The organism is Syntrophales bacterium (genome assembly GCA_026417625.1).
Classification (GTDB): domain Bacteria; phylum Desulfobacterota; class Syntrophia; order Syntrophales; family UBA8958; genus JAOACW01.
This window is the reverse complement of record JAOACW010000017.1, coordinates 1-25,137: the sequence shown is the minus strand read 5'-3', so window position 1 is coordinate 25,137 and position 25,137 is coordinate 1. Positions and strand designations below refer to the sequence as shown.

29 protein-coding genes are annotated in these 25,137 nt (G+C 42.0%); all 29 read right to left on the bottom strand.

Annotated features, from left to right (window positions below; genetic code table 11):
* A partial coding sequence (locus N2317_08670; protein MCX7817561.1) for a hypothetical protein occupies positions 1–273 on the bottom strand: 273 nt, incomplete at its 3' end.
* Between the two features lie 22 nt (positions 274–295).
* Positions 296–2,908, bottom strand: a complete 2,613-nt coding sequence (locus tag N2317_08665; GenBank protein MCX7817560.1) for a hypothetical protein — start codon at positions 2,906–2,908, stop codon at positions 296–298.
* 2 nt (positions 2,909–2,910) lie between these two features.
* Complete coding sequence (locus N2317_08660; GenBank protein ID MCX7817559.1) at positions 2,911–3,465, bottom strand: hypothetical protein; 555 nt, start codon at positions 3,463–3,465, stop codon at positions 2,911–2,913.
* 344 nt (positions 3,466–3,809) lie between these two features.
* Positions 3,810–5,060: a DEAD/DEAH box helicase family protein gene (locus tag N2317_08655; GenBank protein MCX7817558.1), complete on the bottom strand. Its 1,251-nt coding sequence runs from the start codon at positions 5,058–5,060 to the stop codon at positions 3,810–3,812.
* Positions 5,023–5,562, bottom strand: a complete 540-nt coding sequence (locus tag N2317_08650; GenBank protein MCX7817557.1) for a hypothetical protein — start codon at positions 5,560–5,562, stop codon at positions 5,023–5,025. The genes N2317_08655 and N2317_08650 overlap by 38 nt, the downstream gene beginning before the upstream one ends.
* Before the next feature lie 15 nt (positions 5,563–5,577).
* Positions 5,578–9,453, bottom strand: a complete 3,876-nt coding sequence (locus N2317_08645; protein ID MCX7817556.1) for a DUF5906 domain-containing protein — start codon at positions 9,451–9,453, stop codon at positions 5,578–5,580.
* A 255-nt stretch (positions 9,454–9,708) separates the two neighbouring features.
* Positions 9,709–10,308 carry a hypothetical protein gene (locus N2317_08640; protein ID MCX7817555.1) on the bottom strand — a complete coding sequence of 200 codons (600 nt, stop codon included), beginning with the start codon at positions 10,306–10,308 and terminating at the stop codon, positions 9,709–9,711.
* Positions 10,298–11,020: a hypothetical protein gene (locus tag N2317_08635; protein MCX7817554.1), complete on the bottom strand. Its 723-nt coding sequence runs from the start codon at positions 11,018–11,020 to the stop codon at positions 10,298–10,300. Before N2317_08635 ends, N2317_08640 begins: the two co-directional genes overlap by 11 nt.
* Before the next feature lie 578 nt (positions 11,021–11,598).
* On the bottom strand, positions 11,599–12,513 hold the full coding sequence (locus tag N2317_08630) for a DUF6353 family protein (GenBank protein MCX7817553.1): 915 nt from the start codon (positions 12,511–12,513) through the stop codon (positions 11,599–11,601).
* A gap of 26 nt (positions 12,514–12,539) precedes the next feature.
* A complete protein-coding gene (locus tag N2317_08625) occupies positions 12,540–12,677 on the bottom strand; it encodes a hypothetical protein (protein ID MCX7817552.1) in 138 nt (45 codons plus the stop codon).
* A 228-nt stretch (positions 12,678–12,905) separates the two neighbouring features.
* Positions 12,906–13,589, bottom strand: coding sequence for a hypothetical protein (locus N2317_08620; GenBank protein MCX7817551.1), 684 nt, complete (start codon positions 13,587–13,589; stop codon positions 12,906–12,908).
* Between the two features lie 11 nt (positions 13,590–13,600).
* Positions 13,601–13,768, bottom strand: a complete 168-nt coding sequence (locus tag N2317_08615; protein MCX7817550.1) for a hypothetical protein — start codon at positions 13,766–13,768, stop codon at positions 13,601–13,603.
* Between the two features lie 60 nt (positions 13,769–13,828).
* Positions 13,829–14,083 (bottom strand): hypothetical protein, encoded by a 255-nt coding sequence (locus N2317_08610; GenBank protein ID MCX7817549.1) that lies wholly within the window; start codon positions 14,081–14,083, stop codon positions 13,829–13,831.
* A 476-nt stretch (positions 14,084–14,559) separates the two neighbouring features.
* Entirely contained in the window at positions 14,560–14,751 is a 192-nt protein-coding gene (locus N2317_08605; GenBank protein ID MCX7817548.1) for a hypothetical protein, read from the bottom strand.
* Positions 14,752–14,790: 39 nt separating this feature from the next.
* Entirely contained in the window at positions 14,791–15,024 is a 234-nt protein-coding gene (locus N2317_08600) for a hypothetical protein (GenBank protein ID MCX7817547.1), read from the bottom strand.
* Between the two features lie 13 nt (positions 15,025–15,037).
* Entirely contained in the window at positions 15,038–15,811 is a 774-nt protein-coding gene (locus N2317_08595) for a DUF6353 family protein (GenBank protein ID MCX7817546.1), read from the bottom strand.
* 28 nt (positions 15,812–15,839) lie between these two features.
* A complete protein-coding gene (locus N2317_08590; protein MCX7817545.1) occupies positions 15,840–16,019 on the bottom strand; it encodes a hypothetical protein in 180 nt (59 codons plus the stop codon).
* A gap of 282 nt (positions 16,020–16,301) precedes the next feature.
* Complete coding sequence (locus N2317_08585; GenBank protein MCX7817544.1) at positions 16,302–16,499, bottom strand: hypothetical protein; 198 nt, start codon at positions 16,497–16,499, stop codon at positions 16,302–16,304.
* 270 nt (positions 16,500–16,769) lie between these two features.
* Positions 16,770–16,952, bottom strand: coding sequence for a hypothetical protein (locus tag N2317_08580; GenBank protein ID MCX7817543.1), 183 nt, complete (start codon positions 16,950–16,952; stop codon positions 16,770–16,772).
* A gap of 81 nt (positions 16,953–17,033) precedes the next feature.
* Positions 17,034–17,327, bottom strand: coding sequence for a hypothetical protein (locus tag N2317_08575; GenBank protein ID MCX7817542.1), 294 nt, complete (start codon positions 17,325–17,327; stop codon positions 17,034–17,036).
* Positions 17,328–17,556: 229 nt separating this feature from the next.
* On the bottom strand, positions 17,557–17,844 hold the full coding sequence (locus tag N2317_08570) for a hypothetical protein (GenBank protein MCX7817541.1): 288 nt from the start codon (positions 17,842–17,844) through the stop codon (positions 17,557–17,559).
* 20 nt (positions 17,845–17,864) lie between these two features.
* Entirely contained in the window at positions 17,865–18,623 is a 759-nt protein-coding gene (locus tag N2317_08565; protein ID MCX7817540.1) for a peptidoglycan-binding protein, read from the bottom strand.
* 16 nt (positions 18,624–18,639) lie between these two features.
* A complete protein-coding gene (locus N2317_08560; protein ID MCX7817539.1) occupies positions 18,640–19,479 on the bottom strand; it encodes a phosphodiester glycosidase family protein in 840 nt (279 codons plus the stop codon).
* A gap of 14 nt (positions 19,480–19,493) precedes the next feature.
* On the bottom strand, positions 19,494–19,811 hold the full coding sequence (locus N2317_08555) for a hypothetical protein (protein MCX7817538.1): 318 nt from the start codon (positions 19,809–19,811) through the stop codon (positions 19,494–19,496).
* A 45-nt stretch (positions 19,812–19,856) separates the two neighbouring features.
* Positions 19,857–20,282 (bottom strand): hypothetical protein, encoded by a 426-nt coding sequence (locus N2317_08550; GenBank protein MCX7817537.1) that lies wholly within the window; start codon positions 20,280–20,282, stop codon positions 19,857–19,859.
* 2 nt (positions 20,283–20,284) lie between these two features.
* Positions 20,285–23,554: a hypothetical protein gene (locus N2317_08545; protein MCX7817536.1), complete on the bottom strand. Its 3,270-nt coding sequence runs from the start codon at positions 23,552–23,554 to the stop codon at positions 20,285–20,287.
* A gap of 12 nt (positions 23,555–23,566) precedes the next feature.
* Positions 23,567–24,220 carry a hypothetical protein gene (locus tag N2317_08540; GenBank protein ID MCX7817535.1) on the bottom strand — a complete coding sequence of 218 codons (654 nt, stop codon included), beginning with the start codon at positions 24,218–24,220 and terminating at the stop codon, positions 23,567–23,569.
* A 25-nt stretch (positions 24,221–24,245) separates the two neighbouring features.
* A complete protein-coding gene (locus N2317_08535; protein MCX7817534.1) occupies positions 24,246–24,494 on the bottom strand; it encodes a hypothetical protein in 249 nt (82 codons plus the stop codon).
* A 24-nt stretch (positions 24,495–24,518) separates the two neighbouring features.
* Positions 24,519–25,137 (bottom strand): hypothetical protein (locus N2317_08530; GenBank protein ID MCX7817533.1); only part of this gene is annotated, 619 nt, incomplete at its 5' end.

The window sequence follows — 25,137 nt, the reverse complement described above, 5'->3', positions numbered from 1 at the left end:
CTCTGACTGTTCCTCGACATTTGCATCTATAACTTCCGATTCTCTTGTTACTTTTCTGTAGATACCAAGGATGTTGAGGGTAACGATCTCGTCAATCGCCTGCTCAATTGCAAGGTCTTCATCTTGTTGACTTAGTTCGTCTGATGTTTTTGCTATTCTAGCAAGATAAGCACAAGAGTGATAACCTTTTCCTTCATCAAAAGCGAACCAGTCGTCGAATTGTGTGAATGGGTCAAATGGATTGTCAATGGTTGTGAGCATTGATTGCCTCATCGAGATCTATCTCCTTTCATTATCATTCCGTTATCTTAGCTACAGTGTTGGTCGATATTCCAAGAGCATCAGCAACCTCTGCTTGCGTATAGCCAGATGAGAGCATTAACTTAGCTTTTGCTTTCTTTGCTGCTGTTAAGGATGTACTTGTCCTAGGTGTAGCTAATTGTTTCACTTTATCGAGATCCGTGTTGTTAAGTATCTGAGATAAAGTATTTGCGCTAATGGCGCCTGCTTGGATTGCCTCCCATTCTCGATCAGTAATGTCTATACGCTGTTTCTTTGCATTTGTTCTGCTTCTGGCCTCAGCAAGAGCTTGTCCTTTGATCTTTTTAAGATCTGCCGCATCCATGTCGGGATTGTTAGCTTTTTTAGCAGCGACTACGGCATTTGCTAATAACTGAGCTTGTCTTTCCAAAGGTTTATTCTTTAAAGCAACATTTAATTTTGCTATCAGAGAAGACACCTCGGGTTCATATACTTTTTTTGCAGAAGGAGAATAAGGCGCATAGTCCGTGTTAATTGAGACCTTTCTTGCTTGGTTAGCAAGGGCTTTTAATTTGTTTGCATGGGAAGCATAAACCGTTTCCATGGGGGTGCCTGAAGAAAGTGTAAACGCGTTGTCTGTCTCTGCCATCTTGGTGGACGAGACGGTTCTAAGAACGGGCTTTCCTTTCTTTCCAGTGTAGGTTTCATTGGTGTACTCATACACTTTCTTTCCTGTTTCAGGATCTGTCTTTTCTTTTCTAAGACCAATTCTTACTTCAGCTGAGGCCTTAGAAATTAAAGTTGCGGCACCACTTCTGTCGCTACCCTGATACTTCTTCTTAAGATCGGCAATTCCATGGTCGATGTATGATTGCTTATAATTCAAATTATGCTTCTCTGAATCTATAACAACCATTGAGTGTCTAACTGCTCTTGCTAATTCATCAGGAGTTGCGCCTTTTATGGTCATGTCTGTTATTAGGTTGGACACATCGCCCATCTTCATTTGCTTGGTGCGCGAACTAATCCTAGACATGCCTTCATAGGCAGGATACGCAATCTTCGGGTCAAAATCTATAAGAGCCTTAAGTCTGGGGGCGGTTTTTATTAGTCCTTGATTGTTCGGTATAACAAGGACTGTGTCCCCATCAAAGTCGGCTCCCGATAATCTTTCAGCAACCTTTGAGTTAATCCCTACGGCATCCGTCGCATTGCGCATTACTCTATTTGCTTCCGGATGTTTGTTGTTAACCGTTAATTGTGGTATCTCAAAGATTCCACCATGAGGATAACGAATAAGCACTACCTGTTCGCCGTCCCTATAATTAGGCGCATAAATCTCTGTCTCCTTCATTGTGGTGAAAGGGAGAATTACATGCGAGCCTTGTCTAGGGAGGGCCGCCGATTTAAGATGAACCGCAGAGGAATCACAATCATCAGCAAAAGAATCAAGGAGTCTCTTTTTTACAGCCGGGTTAGTAAGAGTCATTATTTCATCAAACTCTTCTTTCTTTAAGTCATAAGCCAACCCAAGTTGTTTTTTTGCTAATGAAGGACTCTGTTTTGATAGCATCTGGGAGGATAAGGTCTTAGACCACTTTCCCCAATCGCCCTCTTCATTTACAATGTTGAGAGAGGATAATTGCTTTTTACCAGCAGAGTCTATGTAATGTTTTTGCCTTACGGTTGCGCCGAATGGGTTGTCAGGGTCATCTTTCATTTCTTTAAACACTTTTTCTTTAGGGGTGCCTGCTGGTTTGTTGGTGTTGTATATGATATCTACGCCTTTCGGCAAGTCATCACTATACATGGCCATTCCCTTCAAATAGTGCGTCCCGTCTACCCCTATACGGACTTGTGCGTATTTGGAATTCCCCAAAGAAATATCTTCGACGCCGCGGCGAAGTTCAATTACGCCGTCCTTTTCTGAACCGCCGTCTTCATGATAACGGATCTGAACCCTCTTTGAATCGACGCTTCTTATTGGCTCCAAGCCAAGGAACGATCTTCCGCCATCCTCTGAATAGTCGGTGATCATTCGGATTTTATCCTTGTTCTTATAAACCTCGGAGTATGTGGTGTCAGGTTTTACAAGGACCATTATTGTCGTATTCTTGCCTGTACCAAGTTGCTCAACTGGGATATAATGGACCGTGTACCCTTCTTCCTGGAGCATAGCAATGGAGGTCTTTAATTTTGTGCGGCTAACTCCTATGTGCTTCTCTACACCGGCGCCAATGTCGATGTATCCTTTTTTATCGACACTTTCTTTCAGCATGTTTGCTGTTGAATCTGTTATCTCCGATCGTTCATTAAGCGCGGGGTTTAATAACGCCCTCACTGATGACTCATTAATATTCATACGTTTACCAATCTCAACGTTTGAATATCCTTTGTCTTTCAGCCTTAAAGCTTCGGCCACGTCTGCCTTTCTCTGCTCAGCCTTTGCTATTGATTTCTTTGCTCTTAGTTGGGATGTTGTCATCCCAAAACCCTTAGCAATATCCACTTCGCTTAGGCCCTTTTTCTTTAATTCATCGACTTGACCGAGGAAACTTTTATTTCTTTGTTGAGGATCATCGCCTGACCCCCACGGGTATCTACCTGAGTGACGGGGCGTCCCATAATGTTTTATCTCGTCAGCCATGGCTATTCTCCCATCTTCATTTTATCAATTTGTTTATCAAAGATTACGATCTTGTCCATTATGTAAAGGATGTCTTCTGGGACAGGTTCATGAACGATAACTTCGTCTGACTGATAGAGTCTAAGTTCCATTCCTATACTTTTTGGACTGAAATTATACTCTAAACAAAACAGGGCGGTATAGATCTCAAGCTGTCGGATAGACGAAGGCGTTGCCCCAGTTTTTAAATCATGTATCCTAAGAAAGTTTTGCCTAAAGGCTATAGCATCTGTGGTGCCAAAACAATTCTCCGAATAATATAATGTTTGCTCTGGTTCCATCTTAAAACCTATCGCGTCATTAACATACATATTCAGTGTCTTTTTTGTTTTTGGTAATTTTACTCCGAGCCGTATGCACTCGCACGCAAATTCATGAAGTCTAGTCCCGAGTTGTGTGGCTTGAAATTTTGTAAATGCTACTGCCAGCTTTTCTTCGTCGTAATTGACCCAATGATATTTGCTAGCGCTTAGGAACGCGTGTTGGCCTTCGACGTCGAAATGTTTGTTGAAGTTCATTTAGTACCTCCTCCTTATTCTCGGGGTAGATGAAAGAAGCAAATGACATTTCATTCATCATATCAACATAATAATCCTGATTGGGCTGATGAGGAGAGTTCCTGCTTTTTTTTCCTTCAAGTACCGCCCACTTGTCTTCATACAGAATTAATATGTCAGGAATCCCCTGAATATCATTTGGGTCTAGATGAATCACTAAACAACCTTGAAACATTTCTTCGATCTCTCGTATAAGATTTGTTTTAAATCTGTTTTCTAACACAGGAACACCTCCTTTACAAAAAATATTAAGATAGGCATATCCTATCTCTTCTATTATAGCATATGTTCCTGACGCGAGGGCCTCAAACATCCATAAAACGATGAATGTTAAAGTCTCTTTTTTTTCTAATTGCTTTTGCGATGGCAAGATCAATAATAGAATTTGATCTTATGTGGTAATAATATAGATCCTTGAATGGCGTGTTTCGACGGTCTATGCGACCTGCCGCTTGCACCATGATCTTATACGAGTAGTTCTGTGAAAAGAAGACTGTAGTGTCTGTCTTTATACAATTCCACCCTTCCGCTCCTGCAGAATACTGTACTAGGTATAACCATGTTTCCCCGTCTGGAACTTCCTGATGCACATGCCCATTCCATTCTCCTGTACGCAAGTGCAGTTCTTCGCCAAGTTTTCTAAGCATCTCAAGTTCATAATCAAAGTTATAGAATATTATTAACTTTGGATGGATCTTGATTATTTGTTTAACTGTGTCTATTCTTGATGGGTCACTATTTACAACTTTTCTTAAAAGATAACACAATTCTCCTATAGCTTTTACTGGGCGATTTTCATATATATTCCAGCGTTTGGCTAATACTTTATTGAACGCCTCCTTATCATACGAAACAATTTTTATTTGATTGTGCGATATTGTAGATTTTTGATAATTCATTGAGATAGTTATCGAGTCCCTCAATTTTGATAGGCGCGCTTCCTCTATATATTTCTCAATCTTTGGATATCTGGTAAACCGATTATAAACAGCATGTCTTCTAAGAAATTGAGTACGGTTTTTATAGAAACCATTAGCCAAGAACACCGGTATATAATCGGTCCATGTATCCCCTGGTGTTGCGCTGAGAAGAATCCAATTGTTTGCTTTTACGATTTTAAGAAACGATTTTACCCACGTACCGGATCCGACCAACCGCTGTTCGTCAAAAATAAAGAATGAGTTTCTGACACCAATATACTTTCTAAGATTGTTCCACGAATCGACGGTAACCTTTACACCGCTAATACTATGCTCTTTCTTTGTCGATATCATAAATGGTGCGCACTCGCCCTCCCATTCAAGAGTGTCGCGTTTTTTTGAAGTGGTTATAATATAAAGGTCTTTTGGGTTCTTCATTTCTGTAAATTCGCCAACGCCGTTTATTTTTATTCTTCCACCGCATTCTTTCATAAAGTAATAGGCTAGGGCAGTTCTAGACTTGCCGGAGCCGACCCCACCACAAAGGATGGAGCCGGACTTCAGCTTATCTACTGCCGTTTTTTGTTGATCGTCAAGATTAATCGCCATGGTGTTTACAATCGCCATCGCAGGCATAACAATGACCGCAACCACCTATTGAATCGGTAGCGCTGTCGGGGACATCAAAATACTTCGACTCGAACTCGTCTTCCGCAATTGTCACATACATGGACTTAACATATGCCTTAACGCCGCTCTTCTCATTTTTTGTACCGGCATGGAGAGTCCAATTATAAGGACGTATGATCAGATCAACTTCTTTTATTTCAGCCCAGTCAAGAATAGACACTGAGTCCTCATCGAGAATCGTTTTACCCTTACTCGAGATTATCAGCATCTTTGGTTTGATATTGTCAAAGCTGACCTTTACCTGAAGATACGCCTGTTTGTCCTCATTTTCATTTTTAGGCTCAAGCCATCTAACATTCCAACCATCTTCCTCAAGACGCTTACCAAGTTCGCTATCCAAGAATACGCAGAAATTTCTATTTCCTGCAGGGTTAAATTTTCCTTCTTTACCGCTGAAATTCCTGAATCCTATCCTCGCGCTTTCAATTACAATATTACTTTTTATCATGGTTTATTCTCCTTTTCAAAATGGTATAGTTTCGTATCCTAGTTTGCATGGGTTTAAAGACCCGTTTTGTGAATTCGGGCACTCAAAACAATTGTCATATTTCTCGCTTCCGCATGGACACGCCCATGGAGGAGCGTCCTTTACTGGCTCTGAAACGAACCATTCGAAGTCCCCAAATTTGGAGATGTTTGCGACTGCATCATCCACTAGTTCGGCATAGAACGTTCTATCAACATCTTCCTCTTTCCCTAACGCCTTTACAACCTCCGCTTCGAGCCATCTGTATCCTTTGCTCCCTGTAGCGGCATAGTATTTTCCATCTTTCTCTCTTAGAAGTACGCCTCCGCCTTTTCCAGGTTTTATAGGACAGAATGCTCCTACCTTACCTACAAAATGGTATTCATGCTCTTCCTCACCAAGCCCCTCATTCATATCGAGATATAGAGCTGTACTAACAGACTTAGTTTCGCACATATCTCCAAATTCAATCTTCTCTTTACTGAATAAGGTTTTGTACACGTAAGGCTGTGCAAATTGCGCTCCAGTGGCCGTCCATTCTCCAGCATGCTTTCCATCTTTATATCTGGCTATGTATACTGCATCATTAACCAAACAGAGTCTGTCATATGTAGCCTCGTGCTCGAAAGTATATCCATACCATACACCAAACGACTTGATAAACTCTATGATTTCTGGTGTAGCATTAGGAATCTTGATCGAGTCTGTTTTTATATGAGCTACCTTAAACCCTCTCTCCTGAACAGCATGCTTAAGCTCGATCATAAACAGCGCTCCGCGCTTAGCAACGATATTGTCGACATTGCGTGGGTCTTTGAACTTGTTCTCAAACTTTGCAGATGTCAAACCATACACAATGTTGATAACAATCTTTAAAGCATACGCCAAAGCATCGGCAGATTCTTTATCCGCCAAGTATTTCTCTAACAAAGGCATGGTTGATATAGCCAAGTCGAAGTCCTTATGCTTAATGGCTATACGCGCATCGAGAAGGGCTTTATAATTCTTTGTGTATGGGCCAAAGGCCTCCATTACGATAGCGCTTGTCGGGTGCATGGACGCAACGTCAAGTAACGCCACATCCGTATACATTCCTGGCTCAGCGTATACATATCCTCCCTCTCCAGGATCCTCCCCTCGATATTGGCTCTTTCCATTCTCAAACGTGTATCCAGGGAATATTGTGGCTAAGTCCGTGTAAACAAATTTATCCTGAGGACGTGGATCATTACCAAATATAATCTTTGCGGTGTGCATTTGTGTGGTGTCATTTGGAGATAACCCACTTAATTCTGAAATTATCAATCTCGCGATGTAGTCCTCTTTTCTGTCCTCGAATACTGCCTCCAACGCGACAACGTCATTTACACAATAATCAGCAACCTGTTCCCACTTCTCCTCAGGCACCGGCTGGTCCCAGGGCAACCCGAGTTCCTGGTGATGAATCCCGAGCTCGATTTCAAATTTCTTTAAGCTCTGCTTCTTTGAAGAGAAGTCATAAACATCGGTGTACGAAAGATTATATGCTTCGCCAAACATGCAATTACTACTTCCATTGATTATACGTTGACTAAGCGTAAACAATCTCTCGTTATCATAACCGATATAACGGGCATACATAATGTGATTGTCGTATCGTCTACAGTTGAAACCAACCAACATGAACTGTAAGAGAGGTTCTATCTCTGCTGGTCCCGGGTTTATCATCCTTACTGGGTTCTTACCTTTAGCTTTCCAGACAACAACAAACAAATTAGGAAATACTTCGACATCGAAGAATACTAACTCGTCGCTTTTGTAATCTGTTTTCGCTTCGCTATGTTCTTCGGACTTGAATTTCATCTGGCCTACCAATTTTACACAATAGTCGGACTGATGACTACTATTGTTCGCAAAGACTAACACGCTAGGTCGCATATCCGTTACATCATAAACCAGACCAGAGGCGTATGCGTCATCTAATATTTTATGTATAAAGTCGATACTTGGTTTAGTTCCAGGATGAATTTCTTTATTGAGATTTCTCTTAATCATCTCCCGAAGACCCTTTTCGCTTTTTACAGCAGTAAAATTAATCATCGGTTCTCCTTTCAAGGGTAAACCTGAATTTATAGTGGTGATAGGAATATTATTACATTTTGAGAGTCTGCGCCTTAATGAGGCATTTCCTGTGAAGACTTTAATCTCTATCCCATCGGAGAACACACGACTGAGCTTGCTGGTATCCCCATCATAAATATAATGTAAATGCACTCCTGCTCCGCCCTTACTAAACTCCGCATAGGTTGGTGGCCATTTACTAGCTGCTTCAAGATTTCTTTCGACGCTCTTGTTGCAATTTTCATCTGTCAAATCAAAGTCTATCACAATATGATTCTCCGGAACCTTAACATAGTGCACTCTACTTGTATCAATTTTTGACAGCGTTGTGGTAACCTCGTCCCATTTCATAACGGGCTTGTCCTTTTCGTTTCCATATTGGGCAGGACAATCTGAACATAAACTATCAAATATAGATTCAGTAGAGTCTAGCACTAGCGAATTCTGGTGCTCCTCTGTAGGTTGCGCTTGCACGGCTGATGTAAACTTTCCGGCAAGAAACCCAGAATAGTAACTTCGTATCTGGGTACCATTTACGCGGGCAACATCCGAAAAGGTCACGAAATAATTTTTCAGTTCTTCCCTAAATTTATGCCTAGGGGTCTTATATTCCACCATGGCATCATCGCAATAGGATTTATACATCTCATATGCTTGAGAAAGGGTAACGCCGTCCTGTTCTTTAAACGTGTGGTAGTTTGACTCCACGAAGTTGAAGAACACGTCCGTCTGCAGTATCATGTCAAGAGGTCGATAAGAACTATAATAGTTTTTACCCATCTCCCTATAAACGTCAAGACAATGACTAGCTATTGCACCTAACTCAAAATCTATCTGAGACATAAGAGCTTGATACTTTTTAGGCGGTATTTTTTTTCCTGTCGGTTTTACGTCTATCAACCTTCGGATAATCCCTGACTTTGCATCCGTTATCTTAACTGGGCGATTTGTACCCATGAACAAGAAGCAATTAACCCTTGCCATATAGGAGGGCTTATACTTCTCATTCATGGTCATCTCTTCATGGGATACAATTGAATTGAGCTTCGTATTATCCTCGATTTTCGACAGATCACCGTCGTGTTGTATTGCGACAAGCGGATTGGACTTGAATACTTCGGTCGCAAAAGCGTTGCTTGACGAGGTGAGGGCTTTGGCTTCGAAGGCGGTGTAATACCCTTCAAATAACTTTTGAATAATGTTAAGAATTGTAGACTTACCTGTCCCAGCCTCTCCATAAAGTACAATAAACTTTTGGATATCTTTTGCATCGCCAGAGACAATCGCTCCAATAGCCCACTCAAGTTTTGCCCTCTCCTCAGGTTCGTAAAGAGTTCCGATAAGCTCGTCGAATGCGTCATGCTTCCCTCTCTCAAGCGGATAGTTTAACCGCTTACTCACATAGTCTTTCTTTTTTACCTCGGTATTTGAAAACGTGAGTTTCTCATCAAGTTGATGGGCATTATCCGAGATATGACTTATGTAATTACGGAACTCCGCCCATGACTTTGTGGAGAAGTCGCTCATCAATTTTACAACGACATTTCCATCCGTCTTCATTACCGCTTTTTCTCGGTGAGACATAAGGTCGGCGTCGACAAGTCTCTGTACGTCATATTCGTCAGTAGACCATAGACCCTTCTCTTCATCCCAAATTGCATAGAACGATCTTCCACGAACCATAAGATCTTTTGACCTACACACTTTGAAGTCAGGATAAATCTCTACGACGCCGCTCTTAGCGCTCCTTTCTTTTATCTGATAAAAATCCACGTGGTTCTCCTTTCAAAGCTCTTGTGACAGTGTGACACTTTTTTGTCACAAATAAAACTTTTATATATTCTATTTTTTCTTCGTATATTAGTTAAGTGATAAAAGTGTAAAAACGTCACACAGAGCCTTCAAATGTAGTCACCGTGCGGGTTAGAGGCTGTGACACTTTTTAAAAAAAACGTCACAATGTGACACTTTTTTGTCACACCGTGGCAGGGGTAGATGTAAAAACCAAAATACAAAGTGTAACAAGTGTCACACAACCACGTCTTCGGTATAGTAATTTTCGACCAAATACAAGCTCATTTGATACCAAAGCTCCACTTTTCTCTGGTCTTTTTTCGGATGTTTCAATGGAAATAACCCACCTTTACCCGTACGGTGGTACGTTCTGTCTATGATTCGATTCAATATTGAGTCAACATAATCCGGTACACCCATGTTATAAAAGTATTCGTCCGTGCAATCCAGAAGTTCGATATTCGATAACATCTTCCAGAACCAGTGCTGCATGCTCATGTTTTCACCTTGGTCCGCCATTGTACTCTCGCATCGATAAGCAAGAGCAATGATCAATTCCAACATCGAACAGTGGAAATCAAAGTAGTCATGAACATAAACCAGGCCCGTTTCCTCACAAAATCTTTCGCGTAGGTCTCTACCCTCTGCCGCCCTGTTGTCATCGTTCGGAACAGACCAGTAGAAAGTCTTGTTATATAAGGCCTTCATCAGTTCGTTATAACTTGGGTCACTACCGTTAGCATTTACAAGGTCGCATAGCCAGAAATAGTATTCGTTTACCGTAGCAGTCTTAGACATCTGAACTACGGGTCTACGGCCTTTCTCATTCCTCATCAGGATCACGTCTCCTCACACCGCGCCTGCCGTTGTTCGTATCTGCCTCTAATCCGAGTACAGTCTGTGCGTAGCTCTTACTAAGACGGATCACTTCGTAATCGATCTGCATCTTTTCATTACGCACGTAGACAACTTCGGGGTCCTCAGAGCCATTTCCGAACTGATCCAGGGCTTCATCACCAACTATTGAAATGACATCGCATATAATTTGTTCGTTCTCGTCAACCAGAGTGTCATCATCTTCATAGTAGTAAATAGTCAACTTATCAAAGTGACTCATCTCTTCAGAGAACTGCTCGGTTGTTATAATGTAAGGGCCGGTCGAACTTCTACGATTAGCTCTCTCTGACAGCCGCTCGTGCTCGCGATAATCTTCCTCATCATCCCTTGGGTGTTCCATTTCTGCAGGATCCGCAAGGGCGTTTGAGATCTCGGTATCACCATTATATCTTCTTACTATCCTCTTATATCTGTCACGATTGTAAACTAACACCTTTTCTTCCCGGTCTTCCTGTTGTTTTTCACTCTCACTAGCCTCGCTGTTTTGCTTCGACCGGTTTCTCCTTCTTTCATAATTTTCTTTTGTCGAAGCTATTTCCTCGTTTGCAATTCTCTCATATTTATCCTTAACGAGCAACAACGTAGCGATGGAGCCTACAGCGGCGCCCAACGCAAATATAACAACGCTTTTAATAATGTTTGTGTTCATTTGTAATTACCTTCTTTCTATTCTTTTTAATGGGTTCTCAGATATCTTACAGCTACCCAGACAAGCCAAAGACCGCCAGTAACGACGGTCATTCCAAAATCGAACAACATCTTACCAAAGGTATATCTTCTCATATCAAATCTCCTTCTTACCAATATATAATGGACAATTGTATCGAACTGAGGTTCCAAGCTTAGGGACATATCCGCAAGACCTGTTATAGCATTCGTTGCATGTCGGTAATGCTAAGATGTGGTCTATAAAGGTTTTATCATAATAACTTGCAACTTGTTTCTCTCCGCCATCATGATAAAATTTACACACAGGTTCATGCTCACATCGTATAATGGTATTTGTTATAACCGGGCCATCGTCACTACAGACCGTATACTCGGTTACTTCGGTCTTTCTATTAGCGCATGTCTGACAACACTCCTTAAAATTTGTGTCAATCATCTTAAATCCCCTTTCAATACTTGCGTGTTCAAGCATCCGTAGTCATACATATAAATGTGAGGGTAGTTCAGGATATCTTGCTCATAATACCCTGAACCGATAGCATTCAAACCATCCCTCAGTCAGATCATGTTGTAGATAACCCCGGCAACATTGAAATCAAGCAAGATGGAACGTTCGTAACCGTTTACGAAATCGCGCTTCTTAGTATCATTACCATCAAAGATGCCAAAATCAACAAAGTCGTCTCCTTCGCCTTTTACCCAACCAACAACCGCACCTTCTTGTGTTCTCGGGATACCAAGCATATCATAAACCTCATTAAGGAATATATGCCCCCTGGAATGGAGAAGATCGTTTGCATGGTTCTGTTGACATTTGAGGAACATCAGGTTGTACTCAGGAGTCTTACTCCATTGAACGCAGCTCTCGTCGAAGAACCTCGCGTACTGACTTATGCCGTTAGGGTCCATTGTCGTGACAACGTTCTTGGTTTTCTTTTTCTTTCCATCTTCGCCGATTTCTACGCCATCGACAACTTCGGTCTTTATGCCATGCTTGAATTGGTAGTCCTTATCTTCGCCGAGCTCAGCAACAACGCGTTTTCTATAATCAGAGAAACTCTGCTCAACAGCCTTATAGGCCGCTACAAGAGCAATGTTACGTTTTCTCATAATGTTGTGGGAACCAACCAAACAACCAATAGAAGCCACCCCAACCAATACTGCCGGCCCATAAAGACGTACGAAGTCTATACCGGTCTGCACATAAGCAACGGCAAGATCCTTTTTATAATCCTGTTCTGTATATTCCTCTACAGAAATTGTTTCCTTTGCGTAGTGGATTTTGTCAATTTTCTTCTTCGCCTCGTCAATAACCTCTTCGGCCTTGAGTGTTGATCTACAAGCCATTACTGCGCTAGTGACAACTCCTATAACACCTACGCCCATAAGGATTTCAGGGCTGTGTTTTCTCAGTAATAAACCGCTGCGTCCAGCTGTTCTGATAATTGTTGATTTAATAACTTCGAGTTTCATGTTTTTTCTCCCTTCAAGAGTTTTTATTATTTTAGTTTTTTAGAAGATAGGAAATTATGATACACGGCTATAACCTGGCCGTCCGACATCTTTAATACTTTCTGTTTCCATTTTTCACCCGGATACACCTTCACAATAGCATTTCTCATTTGTGCAACAGACATAATGACCCTCCAATATTATCTGACGTTCATGCACTCCTCGAATTGATCGACCGTTTCCAATCGCCACTTCTTCTCGCTTTGATACGTAAACACTACCGTAAAACCATATTTAAATCTTACACGAACAGAATTTCTTCCATTAGGAAACCAGGATTCAATGTGTTGATCCCCAAATGGAAACAATTCTTTATATTTGTTTAACACTTCATGATGCAGCATGCGCCCCTCCTAATCTAGCAGGACCGGTTTCGGGAGGTTTATCATATAACCATCCCTAACACGACTTACACTCGCGCTTGCGAGGTCTGTCCAGCCATATTTGTTATCTGTAAAGTTTGCAGTAATCCCAACGAGCTCATACAAGTCAGAAACACTTGCCTGCCCGTAATCAAGAACCAAATCAACAAGATTGCTTAGGACTTCTTCCGCCTCACCCCTTGAGCTCAGTATTATGTCGTCAAAGCTATGCCGTGCACGATTTTTTGAGGATATATCGCGCCGGTCGCGATCGTCCCTTCTCGGAGACGAGGAAGAGTAGCTGTTGTAACTAACATACGACCTGCCGTTTTCTCTCCTTGTTCTGGATCCTTTTCTTTCTCCATACAGGAACATTTCAATTCCGCCCTGGACCATGTCTGTGATCGTTGCCTTAGCAGCAGGGATAAGAACGTCGTGAAGAATATAAGATCCTACGCTATTGATGTCGTCTCCAATGAACGTCTCGAGTACCCTTTTTCCCAGTGATTTTTTCCTCGCAACAACTGGTCCTGTGACGACCTTTTCAACTTTCTTCGTTTCTTCTTTCTCCTGGCGACTTTTGTGGGAGTTCGAAGGAAAATCCATCCTTATTGGTTTAGTACCCTCAGAACCCATATCCACCTTCATGACTTCCTTTTTATTCTCGTTATCCATGGTGACTCCTTTCAAGAGTTGACTTTATGTAGTCTTTTTATAGAATAATCCGGGTCGTTGGTTAAAATACCAATTACGCCGTTCATGCAAATACTGTAAAAACCCTCTTCATAAGCCTGTAGTGCATCCTCAAGGGTAAAATCCCTTATACTCTTGTAATGCCAATCTGCGTAATTCATACTTAACCTCCTTAAAAAGTAAAAGATAAGTATCATGTTTATGATACTTATCTTTGTGAATCAGGTTGTCTCTACGGATTCAACTGCTGCGCCTTTGATTTGTGCTACGGCCTCATCGATCTTGTTCTCGGCATATTCCGAAACCTTATCCGTGATCATGCTACTCAATACAAACGCCCCTATTCCGATGCAGACCTTTTTAATTGTCCCAGCGGTATCGGGGGTTGTGCTTGTGATGGCATTACCAACTATGGCTCCAACTCCTACCGAAACTACAATCCCTGCGGCTTTCTTCAACAATTCAAGTTTGCTCATTGATGATATCCCCTTTCAAGATTTTTTCTGTTTCATTATAGCGCATGTAAATGCTGCGATTCCAAACATATAAGACGTACGTCAAAGTGACATAAGTCGAGCGACAACTCATCAAATACTTTTTTTGCGTGTTCATAAGTATTTAAAATTATTATTTTATCTTCTGTGATATCTCGAGGACGTGTATAAAAGTCCTCGTATACCACAATATACAACTGCTCACCTCCTTATCCTATTACGTTCTCTTTCTCAACTAATAAGAATAAACCAATCATCCCAAAAAGAAGAAACGCAGTTGCGTCTCCTTCTATACATATTGATGCTGCTCCGAGGATGATACAAAGTAAAGCACAAATTTTATTCTCAATAGTGCTGCATTTTCTTCTTTTCATAGGCGACCACTCTCAAATAATACGTCGAAGAAAAATAGAGTGCTATGTAATTCATAACACCCTATATTCTCCTAACATTTTTGATTACTGTTCATCTGCTTCCGGTTCACTGGACTCTTCAGCTTCCACTTCCGGGACCTCTTCGTTTTCACTGGTTTTCGATTTCACCACTGTTGCTACTATTGCTAGTCCAACTATGGTTCCAACTCCGATCAGTGCGTTCTTAACGATCGCCTTCCTGTTTGCTTTGACTCCTTCAATGATTCCTTTAATCATGATGATATCTCCCTTCAAATTTATGTTATTAGGTTTTCATTATAACGTGTGTAATTTCTGCGAGGCCGTCTCAAGTTCCGATACCATTTGTCGAACGTGAACAAGTAAAGGATCGACTCTACTCGTATCAAGCTCGATTCTTGACAACTTCCTTAATACACTTAGTCCGTTATCGAGTCGTGTAATCTTCACCGTAAGTTCTCCGGTCTCCTGGTTGAGATGTTTTTTAAATATATGAAGATCGCCCAACAGTTCCATCATTTCGAGATTCATAAAATACCCTCCTTTAATCCCTATACATGTATCTTGGTTCAGTAGTGAAGTCCATAACAAGACACGGTGTACCATCGGAATTGAGAACGGAACTAAACTCAGGTTCGATCAGACCGTCATCAACGTGCCACCCAATAAGGTCTCCTATCTTTGTCCCCGTAAGGTCCAGTTTGTAGTAAACCTCATTCAATGATACAAAACTATCGCTCAACATCTCGCGACTTACATCATTGAGGACTTTACGTATTTGTTCGATATTACTCTTGAAATATCTTCCGCAGAGAGCGTCATAGCAAAGGGTCTCTCCTTTTCCAGTGAGTATTACCTCGCTGTCCCCAACAGGATTTCGGTCAACTTTATCCTTTGCGATCTCGTCTCTGATTGCAAGCTCTTTATTTTTTCCGATAGTTTCGACTACCTTATTCTGGTACTCCTTAAGAGCGGCCTCAGATAATGAATACAGCCCCGCCAAAGCTGCGTTTCTACGTAGATTGATTGAGTTTGCCGCGATTATACAAGCGATCGTCAATACACCCATAACAGCAGCTGGAGCGTAGCATTTCCAGGCGATGAGAATTGCGTCCTTAGCCTCGATGACATCCGTGTTTGGGCCATCCATCTGTCGACGGTTATACCGTTCATCCTCAAGCAGTTGCAGCGCTTTTGGCGTGGCTTTAACGGCCATCACCGCAGTGGTTATGACGCCTGCCACCCCAAGACCAGTAAGAATTGTAGGCGAGTTCTTTGCAATTGCTTTCCTAAGATCCTTAATTACCTTAGCATTCATGGTTTTTCTCCCTTCAAGATTGTTATTTTTACCGATATCCGTTGTCTTCGTTTTGTTGCTCGGCAGCAACTATTTGTTTAACCCTGGTCATGCTTATGCCAAAGTGCCATGCTATAACCTTATAGTAGACGCCTGCATCTCTCATTTTTTTGATCTCCATATTACGTTCCTTAAATTTTGGAGATCCTACTTCTTTTTCCTTAAACATTTTTATCTCCTTTTCATCGATTACACAAAAATAAATATAGGGCAACAAGAGCCAATGCACAAATCATAAACAATACAGAATAAAACCGTTTCTTTTTCACGTTTTCACATCCTTTCCTATAAAAATGAGAAGAGATGTACAGAATCTGGATTCCGTTTTATCAATCTACTGATATTCGACTGATCGTTCTAGGCCAGCCTAAAACTACTTCTCTTCATTATAGCATATGTTTTTTCTGCGAGAAAAGAAAAGCCGCTAAGTTTCCTTAACGACCTTTACAAGCTATTCCTTCTCTTTTTCTATCCGAAGTGTCATATGCTCCGCCTTAAATTTTATCACGGTCTTTCCCTTCTGAGGGGGCGCTCCTCCCTCGGCACCTTCTTGTGATATTGGAACTTCAAATTCCATTTCGCAATTACGTGCCTCGTAAAGAATACCTCTCTTCAAGAGTCCTGATACAATCATGTCGGTGAGTTTCATATTTATTTCTCCTTTCAAGATTTTCTATAACTTTCATTATAGCATGAGTAATTTCTGCGAAACAAAAAAGGGAATGCTATGTAAGTCATAACATCCGCTTTTATTTATTATCCTCTTAGGAATTATACACCTTTTCTGCTACTACATAAGTTGCTACTACTGCTAATACAATACCTACAACTAATAATAATTCAAACATAATGATTTCTCCTTTTAAATAATATTTTCATTATAGCGTGTGTAATTTCTGCGAGGCAAAAAGAAAGAAGCCTAAGCTTCCGTCTCTGTTTCATCATCCCCATAGAAAAGATCGTTTAAATTGTTCTCATCAATAATTTTGTTGATACGTCGGATTCCACACAAAGCTATTACTGCTACTGGTACTGCCACAGCAATTGTAATATTTTTGATCTTATCCTTATTATCGCTCCAAAAAGTTGTGATTTTGTTCATATTAATCCTTTTCTCCTCTTCAAGAATATATTTTCATTATATGCGTTGTAATTTCTGCGAGGCAAAAAAGAAGGGTGTGTTTTAAACACGCCCTTTGATGACAAACCCCAACGCTTTACTTGTGATGACATTGGCCTTTTCATATCCCAATATTAAGACGATCCCCAATAGATTACCTGCTACTAGCGCAATCGTGTCTGGCGATACATGACGAACGCGTTCGTGCGTTTTTGCCTTGTATAGCATTTCAAGATTTTTTGCCATAGCTTCGTACTCGTCTGAGTCCGGCTTATATGACGACATGGTTAATATGACCGAGTCAATCTCCTTTTCAAGGTTGGTCCGTTTGTCTCTTTTGGTGATTTTTTCAAACATTGTACCTTCTCCTTTTCAAGATTTATTTTCCTTCATTATAGCGTGCGTTATTTTTGCGAAGGGGTTATTTTCTCCGTACAGGAAAAATGACAAGTGGGACTTTTATTAACGCAGTTTACACAGACGTTTGGTTCGAAATATTTGCTACCGTCGCATCCTCTGCATTTTCTTAAAAGTCTACGCGCACAATCGGTGCATTTATCCATAGTAAACCAGTCCTTTACTACCTTTATTTTGCCACTGTTTCATACGCCTTCATGGCGGTGAACCATACAATAATGCTGTTTATCAACCAAAGAACGCAGGTCTCAGTGATCTCGCGTCCGTTAGAGAACTTTCCTTTCCAGGCCCCAGCCACGACACACAGCGCAAGACTAAAGCCCGCGACAACCCATTTCGTACGGTTATTTCCGATCCGATCAAACATTTTCTTTGTGAACTGCGTAAGCATATTCACTATGACGACCATCCCAGCAAATGTTAATATGTAATCCATAGACACAAATTGGTCAACCATATTAGTCCTCCTTTTTAATATTACTCAAACTTTTTTTCCAGCTTTTCAACTTTGTCAAGGAGAGAGTCGATGCTCTCAAGTGTTCTATACCTTAGCATCTGAGACGTTGGAATATCGACAATTCCATCGGCAGGTAGACCGTTGGCTTTTTGGAACACCTTTACAGCAGCCTCTGTCATCGGCCCGAATGAACCATCCCTCTCGAGACATGCTCCACATAGATTAAGCTGCCCCTGTAAAGTCCTTACTATTTCGCCGCTTATTCCCACTTTTAAACCTACTTTTACAACCTTCAAATATACAATGTACGGGCATTCGAGCCAGTGCGTCCATCCACGTCCTTTAAGATCCGTTTCGACTACTCCGTATTTTGTTCCTTTTGCTTCTATTACTTTTCCATTCCCGATATATACACCTATGTGCCCATTAAAACGAACACAAATTCCGGGCGTCTCAGGAATAGTATCGATAGGGCCTTTAACTCGCGCGATATCGAACATGCCATCGGCAGAGACATCGTTTGCCGGATCATAACAACCTTCTTTATCGTCGTTTTGCCATATATATGCCTTGATGAGATTTACACAGTCGTACGTAACCTTTCCAATATAATTCGTACGAATAAAGTCTATATATGGCGTTATCATCCTTGGGTATTGTTTTAGTTTGTACTCGAGGATCTTATCGGTAAGGACTTGACCGATAGTCCCATACACATAACCGGCATTTGCGTCCTTGGCTTTTTTCACAAATTCTACTAAACCTAAATTGGTGATCATTTTACAAACACTCCTTTCAAACTTTGTTGAGAGCGCATAGACTAGCCCAAGTATGTGGGCCTACGCGTCCGTCAACTTTTAGATTATATGCCTCCTGGTGTCGTCTTACAGCCTTTTCGGTATATTCTCCGAAAGATCCGTCCGCTGTAATACCAAGCATCCTCTGAAGAAGATTGACCCACATCCCCTTAATGCCTTTTCTGAGATTTGGCAATTCTTCCTTTCTCCATTTACGATACCCTACCCAAATGTACCCTAAACTTCTTCCGTCATGTGCCCTATTCAGTTGTTGATCCTCGACAATCAACACGGTGGATCCCCCTCCATCGTTGTTCACTGCATCACGGAACCCCTCAACAATACATACATCTCTCTCCTCTTCCGAGGTAAGGCCTTTCTCACCCCAACGACGTCCTTCAACAGCTACGAACGACATTTGACCGTCATTTTTCTGTCCCATGATCATTCGAGGATTGCTTCCTAATATCTCAATAAGGGATTTTTCATTGGTATAATCTTTTTTACCATTTCGTACCAGTGCATAGGAAGAACTGACCTCTTTCATTCCTTTAGGGATATTCGGCTCCATATAGAACCTTTGGCCGTCCCATGCGACGTTCAACAAGCTATCGCCCCGACCTGACCCTAGCATTTCGCTGGAGGGATCAGCATTGTTGAAGAACGTACCATTAGCCTTAAGACAAGTCACCTCGGATAACCCGGGAGAGCCCCACATATTATGTATGGACTCTCTTTTTCCGGGAATTCCGTTGTGCGGTTCAAGTCTCATTTCGTAAGGGGAGAAAGTTACTATGTGGCACGTAGTATTGTTATATCTCTTAGTATAAGCTCTCATTTTGACCCCTCCGATCACTCTTCAGGCTCGCTCACAAACCGCTTGCAGTACTTTTCGCAAACATCCAAGCGCCTGTGGGCCGACTTGGCGGATTCTTCAACCTTGACTATCCGTTCGTGATCGTCCTTAATATCTTTCTGCAAAATACTCATTTCCTTTTTTATTTCCGTTACACCAGTGCCTATGTTCTCAAGCTTTATGATCACCGTTGTAAGCTGTGAGGCCTCACTCCTATCATCTGCTTTCTGATTACGTTTCATATTTGTCATTCCTTGGTAGATTGCAAAGGCAACGGAAACACTGGATATTAAAATGGCCACCTCAATTGTCATCGTGTTTTGCCCCCTCTTTTGTTTAAAACTGTTTGTCTTACGGGCTTATGTCGTCAGGCCATAAGACTCCTTCTGTTGCCTCCCCCATTCTCTGCATTCCTCTATATATGCGTTATACGCAAGGAATTCAGCGTTTTCAGGGTCGAGTATACCGAGACGAAGCATTTTCATTTCCTCATTCTCATCATACTCTGATCTGATCATGGACACGACTTCGGCGTTGATAGAATCGACCGTAGTAACCACCTGAGCCTCAATAACAGGAGGAAGTCCGCCAGTTTCAGAGTAGTACTCATGAAAGGCGGCAAACACTTCTGCTTCGTTAGGGCTGCAATCTTCCTCCGGTATAAAAACAATCGATCCATCGGGGAGGGTGAGCGAAAACCCACCCTCTACGTATGCCAAGTCCTTCACATGCCCGATGGTTTCTGAATTATTGAATACCACATTGTTGTCCTGCAATCTCAACATGCTCATACCCTCCCTCTACAATCAAGGATTACATCGACATTCGCATTCATCCCGTTTGCATTGATATTATTTCTTATAGTCGTGTCTCCTCCATCGTATCGGATAACCAGCGTAATGAAATTCCTATACACTCCAAAAAGGACTGTACTTGCTTGTGTAATGCCGATTTGCACGCCTCCGGAGTCCAAAGCGTTAATGGAATTAATCTTCACGGTCGCCATTGGAAGTGTCTTTTTTGGCATAAATGGAATATTAAGTCTTATATAATACCCTCCGCCATTTATAGGGACCGCCCTTGCCGTTATTGGGTAGGATCTTATCTCCTCATACAAGGATAAGTCGACCAATGTGTCTAACGCCGAATCGCGTTTTTGCTTATCCTCAAGAACCTTTCCTACACTCTCCAAACTCGGTATTACGCCTTGTCCGAATTCCAGCGAGAACGTGCCACTCATCGCGTTTAGGGTTTTGAGGATCTGATAATCTACAGTATACCGAGCGTTAGGGTCAAATTTTGAGTTGTTTATTATGAGACGTTCTTTGCCGTACATTTGGGTATTAACCCATGTATTTACAGTACCCACCGTTAGATTGTACTTACTGATATCAAGAGGTTGCTGGTTTGCATATACGGCGTTGTATGTTTCTACCATGTACTTAGGAACGCCCGCCATGTATCCGCCGGGGCTCGTATTACCTATGTTCCACCATGCAGACCCATCAAAAATCGGGTTTGCCAACTCCCCAAGAACAATACCGGTGTCCATAACTACATAGTTGTCACCCTTCTGCAACTCCCAAATGTCACCATGAATATGATAATTTGCATCGGTCAATTGCTCTGGATTTGCCAATTTGTAGTGGAGCCTGTATCCTTCGTATCCAGGGGCTAAGTTGTTTTTGCACCAAGTGACTAATGTCGTGTCTGCCCCGCTACTGTCGGCAAGCACGAGAGTGTCTCCCGAGACAACATTCATTGCTGCGTTTGTGACTACGGTTGTTGCTGTGGTACTGCTGACTATACCGGAAGACCGTACGGCACCTGTAGAAGATATAGCAAGCACGATTCTTCCATTGGGGAACGATGTTCCTCCAGAGGCAACCTGTGTTGTGGTAGTATTTGTCGTCGCACTTATCGTTGCTTTTATAGCAGATGATGGTATGCTTTTATCCACAGAACTCAGCCAGAAAACAATTCGCCCGGAATCGCCCCATACAGCCACCCAGCCATTCATGAACGATTTAACTTCGTCCGAAGTAGGGGTGTAGCTCTCTCCCCACCCTGAATCTGAATCGGGCACACGAATGAATAAATGATCGCTTGGTTTATACAAAAATCCAGTATCCGCCGTAGCAGTGTCCACAAATGGTAGAATCTTACCATCAGGCTTAACCAATATCCCTATACCATACGTTCCGTTACTGAGAAGCCCCATGTCTGGGAAACGATTGACACCACTGTATATTCTCTTAAAACCGGTACCGTCGGTCTCAAATTGCCAGTCAATATCTTTCCCGTACAGAGGAGCTGGATGGTCCCACCATCTTAATCCTTTTAGTTTACCGTTCTCTATAGAGAATATATCCTCTTCGGAGAACAAGCCCTCGAGAACAAACTTTCTAGACTCGCATGACTTATATCTTGGTGTAGCATACTCTGTAGGGATGGCCGCCCCTTCAACTAGTGTTATTTCCTTAAAATATGCGGTGCCAGTATCAGCTGCTGTATCTCCGACCTTTATTTCAATAACCATAATCGCCGTGTCAGAGGTTGTAGTAATTGTGCCGGTTGTAACGGTGTCGGACGTGTCAGATACAATATACAACGGATTTACTTGCGGCGTTGTAGCCCCATTATTCGAAGTCCAACAAGTAAGTTGAAATCTTGCGTTTGCTGTCCCTTTCTTACTAATAAATCTAAAGCTATAAGTGGTGTTAGCTTTTACTGTTATCTCTTGCCTTAGATTTTGGCTTGCTCCAGTGTCAAGATCCGTTATTTGGAAATACCCATTATTGAACATTGCGCCGACGGATCCGCTTGGGATCCACCCATAGACCCCATTTTCTCCATTACCTCCCCTGATAAGGTTTCCAGCCGGGGCGGTAGTTCCTTCAGTAAGCATGACGGAATCGAAGTACCCGGTCCCTGCAGAGGCATTTGCGATTAGGATAAGAACGCTCTTGTTACTGCCGGAATTAAACGTTCCTATACCCGTCCTTATCCAAGAGCCACCAGGGGCAGTGTATACAAATATATTAACCGCTCCAGAGATATTAGCCGATAGATAATAGTCCTTGTTTTGTTGTACGGGAACAATTTGATAGGCTTCGCCATACCCATTGGAAACAATTTTGATTCTCCCATTTTCTACTGAGAGAGTTGGCGTTCCAGTTCCTAAGGTGTACGCAGCAAGCCCCTCTTCTGCCGAACCACTCCGTACAAGATTATTGCGGCGGATTTCAAAGTAGGGGTTTGTAAGGAATTGTACAGATTCTACATATGGATACTTTGCAAGTAATTCCGCATCCGATAATACGTAATCCGCAGGCGAGATCTCATTTATCATTACGCCGTCCACATAAGCGTACTGCCCTGAGGCTCCGAATACAGACACATCAAAAGAGGTTGTTGCCGTGATTGATGCCATCTGGGCCGGCGTAAATTTCATCACGACTCGAGTGAACGCGGTCGCACTTGAAACCATCGCAGTGTTTCCAGTCGATGAACCGATCCTTATCCCTGTCGCAGCATTTCCATTTTTTACGTACGCCGAGAACATGTAATACTTTGAGTCGTCGATACATGGAATGGACTGTTTTTGGATATTCATAGCGCCGGAGGTATTTGTAAGTGTTATTTTTATACCATTACCGCCAAACACTTTATTTGTGGTGTCGAGAGCCAGCGTCGATTGCCACCCTCCCCATTTGCTCGTGTCTTCACAATCGCCACTTTTACCAAGTAGATTCACGATTTTACGACCAATACCCGAAATTGTCGGATATATAGGAGCATCGCCGTTGTTCTTTATTGTATTCATACCCCAAGTAAGCTGTAACTTTTGCTTTACTCCTGAGTCAAGTTTTGTGTTAACACTGGAAATCGACTGGTCTAACTGTTTTTGTGTGGCCAATGGCGAACCGCCAGGAGTTACGCCATCGTGTACCACTAGCGTTTTCTTATCGACATCAACTGTTATTTCGCCATTTGCCCCGGTGAAGGTTGCATGTTGAGCCGTATTTCCTTTTCTAATCTGGACTTGTCTAGCCATATTCATGACCTCCTATATTGAGCCATAGTCTTCAAATTCAGTAGCGGTGTCGGTTATTAGACCGTAATCAATCTGACCCCCGACAACAACCGTACCTATAGCAATTGTTATTGCATCATCTACATATTTTTTTGTAGATGGCTGATAATCAGCATTCGGGACAAATACCGTCGTGTTATTTTTCTGTAAGACATTCCCTGAAAGAGTCGATAAATTGTTAGTCACAACGTTTATTGCGGCATTTATCGTAGTTTGCAATCCGTCTATATATGACTTATTGTAAACATCTGAGGAATTCGCCTTATTCATGATTAGAGCTTCGAGGTCATCGTCGGCTATCTGAAACTGATTAATAACATTATTAATAGCGGCGATTCTCTCTGCGTCCGTAGAATATACCGAATTTAAGTTGTCTATTTGAGTCTGCAGAGCCGAGGACAGATCATGAAGACCTTTTAAGGTCTCGTTTGTATATCCTGTCCCCTTTATCGCAAGGACTTTTGCTTCAATATCGTTCTCATTTGCAGTTATCTGCCCCTGCAAGTTGGACTCTGTAGCGGTGTGAGTGTCCATTTCGGACTGTACTGTCTGGAAACCGCCGTTTATCAAAACATATTCGTCCTTGATCTTCTTCGTGCCATTCAGGTTACAGTATCGATTAGCCATTCGTAACCCCTCCTTTTAAAACGCTCTATTCAGTTTTTGTCGGCCCGTCTATGGCGGCGATCATTAGATCAATCTCGGTTACCGCGTTCCCAATATTATCATACTGCGCCTGAATATCAGCCATTTGCCTCGAGATCTGAGCTTGCCGGTTGATCAAATTCATTTTTTCCTGCAGCAGTTCTTCCTTGCTCAGGTTTTTCTGAACCGTTTCCACGATTACAACACCGCCATCCTTTACGGTATAGTTTTTATCCAAAGTTTTCTGACTAGCCATATTTTTATCCTCCCGTAATCATTTTTAATCATATACATAAAGTAAACCGTATTGATCGAACTTTGCAAGTAACCCGTTTATTTTGAATATTATATCCGATAAGGTGGCGTTAGACGGTAACCGCTGGGCTGATAGTTTTGGCGATGGCGAATGACCAAAGAAACCTATACCATCCGTAAACACTGTACCAATATTCAAGTTTCCGCCGCAGTCAAGCGACATATCCCCACTATTTGATTTCAATGTCAGTTTCCCGCTACCGTAATTTCCAACCGTACAATCATTTGAAGACCATGACGCCAATGTGAATCTGTCTCCAAGAACCATGTTCAACCCCCCGGAGTACATCGAAAGGTCGTACCCGCTACCTATGTTAAGACTCAATCCTCTTGGAGTGGTTATGCCCATGGACACGGTTCCGCCGCCAGTAATGATATGACTGTCATTGTTAAAGTATAGTCCCTTACCAGCAGATGTGTCCGTTTGGCTTCCTATTTTGATATTATTCAGAGCTGTAAACTCTTCGCCCATTATCAAAGTAGCAAATACCGTACCTGTGTAGATCCCGGTCGATGAAATATACGTTAACTTAGGAGAACTATTTGGTAACGCCCCTATATCGTCTGCTGAATCTGGTATGAAT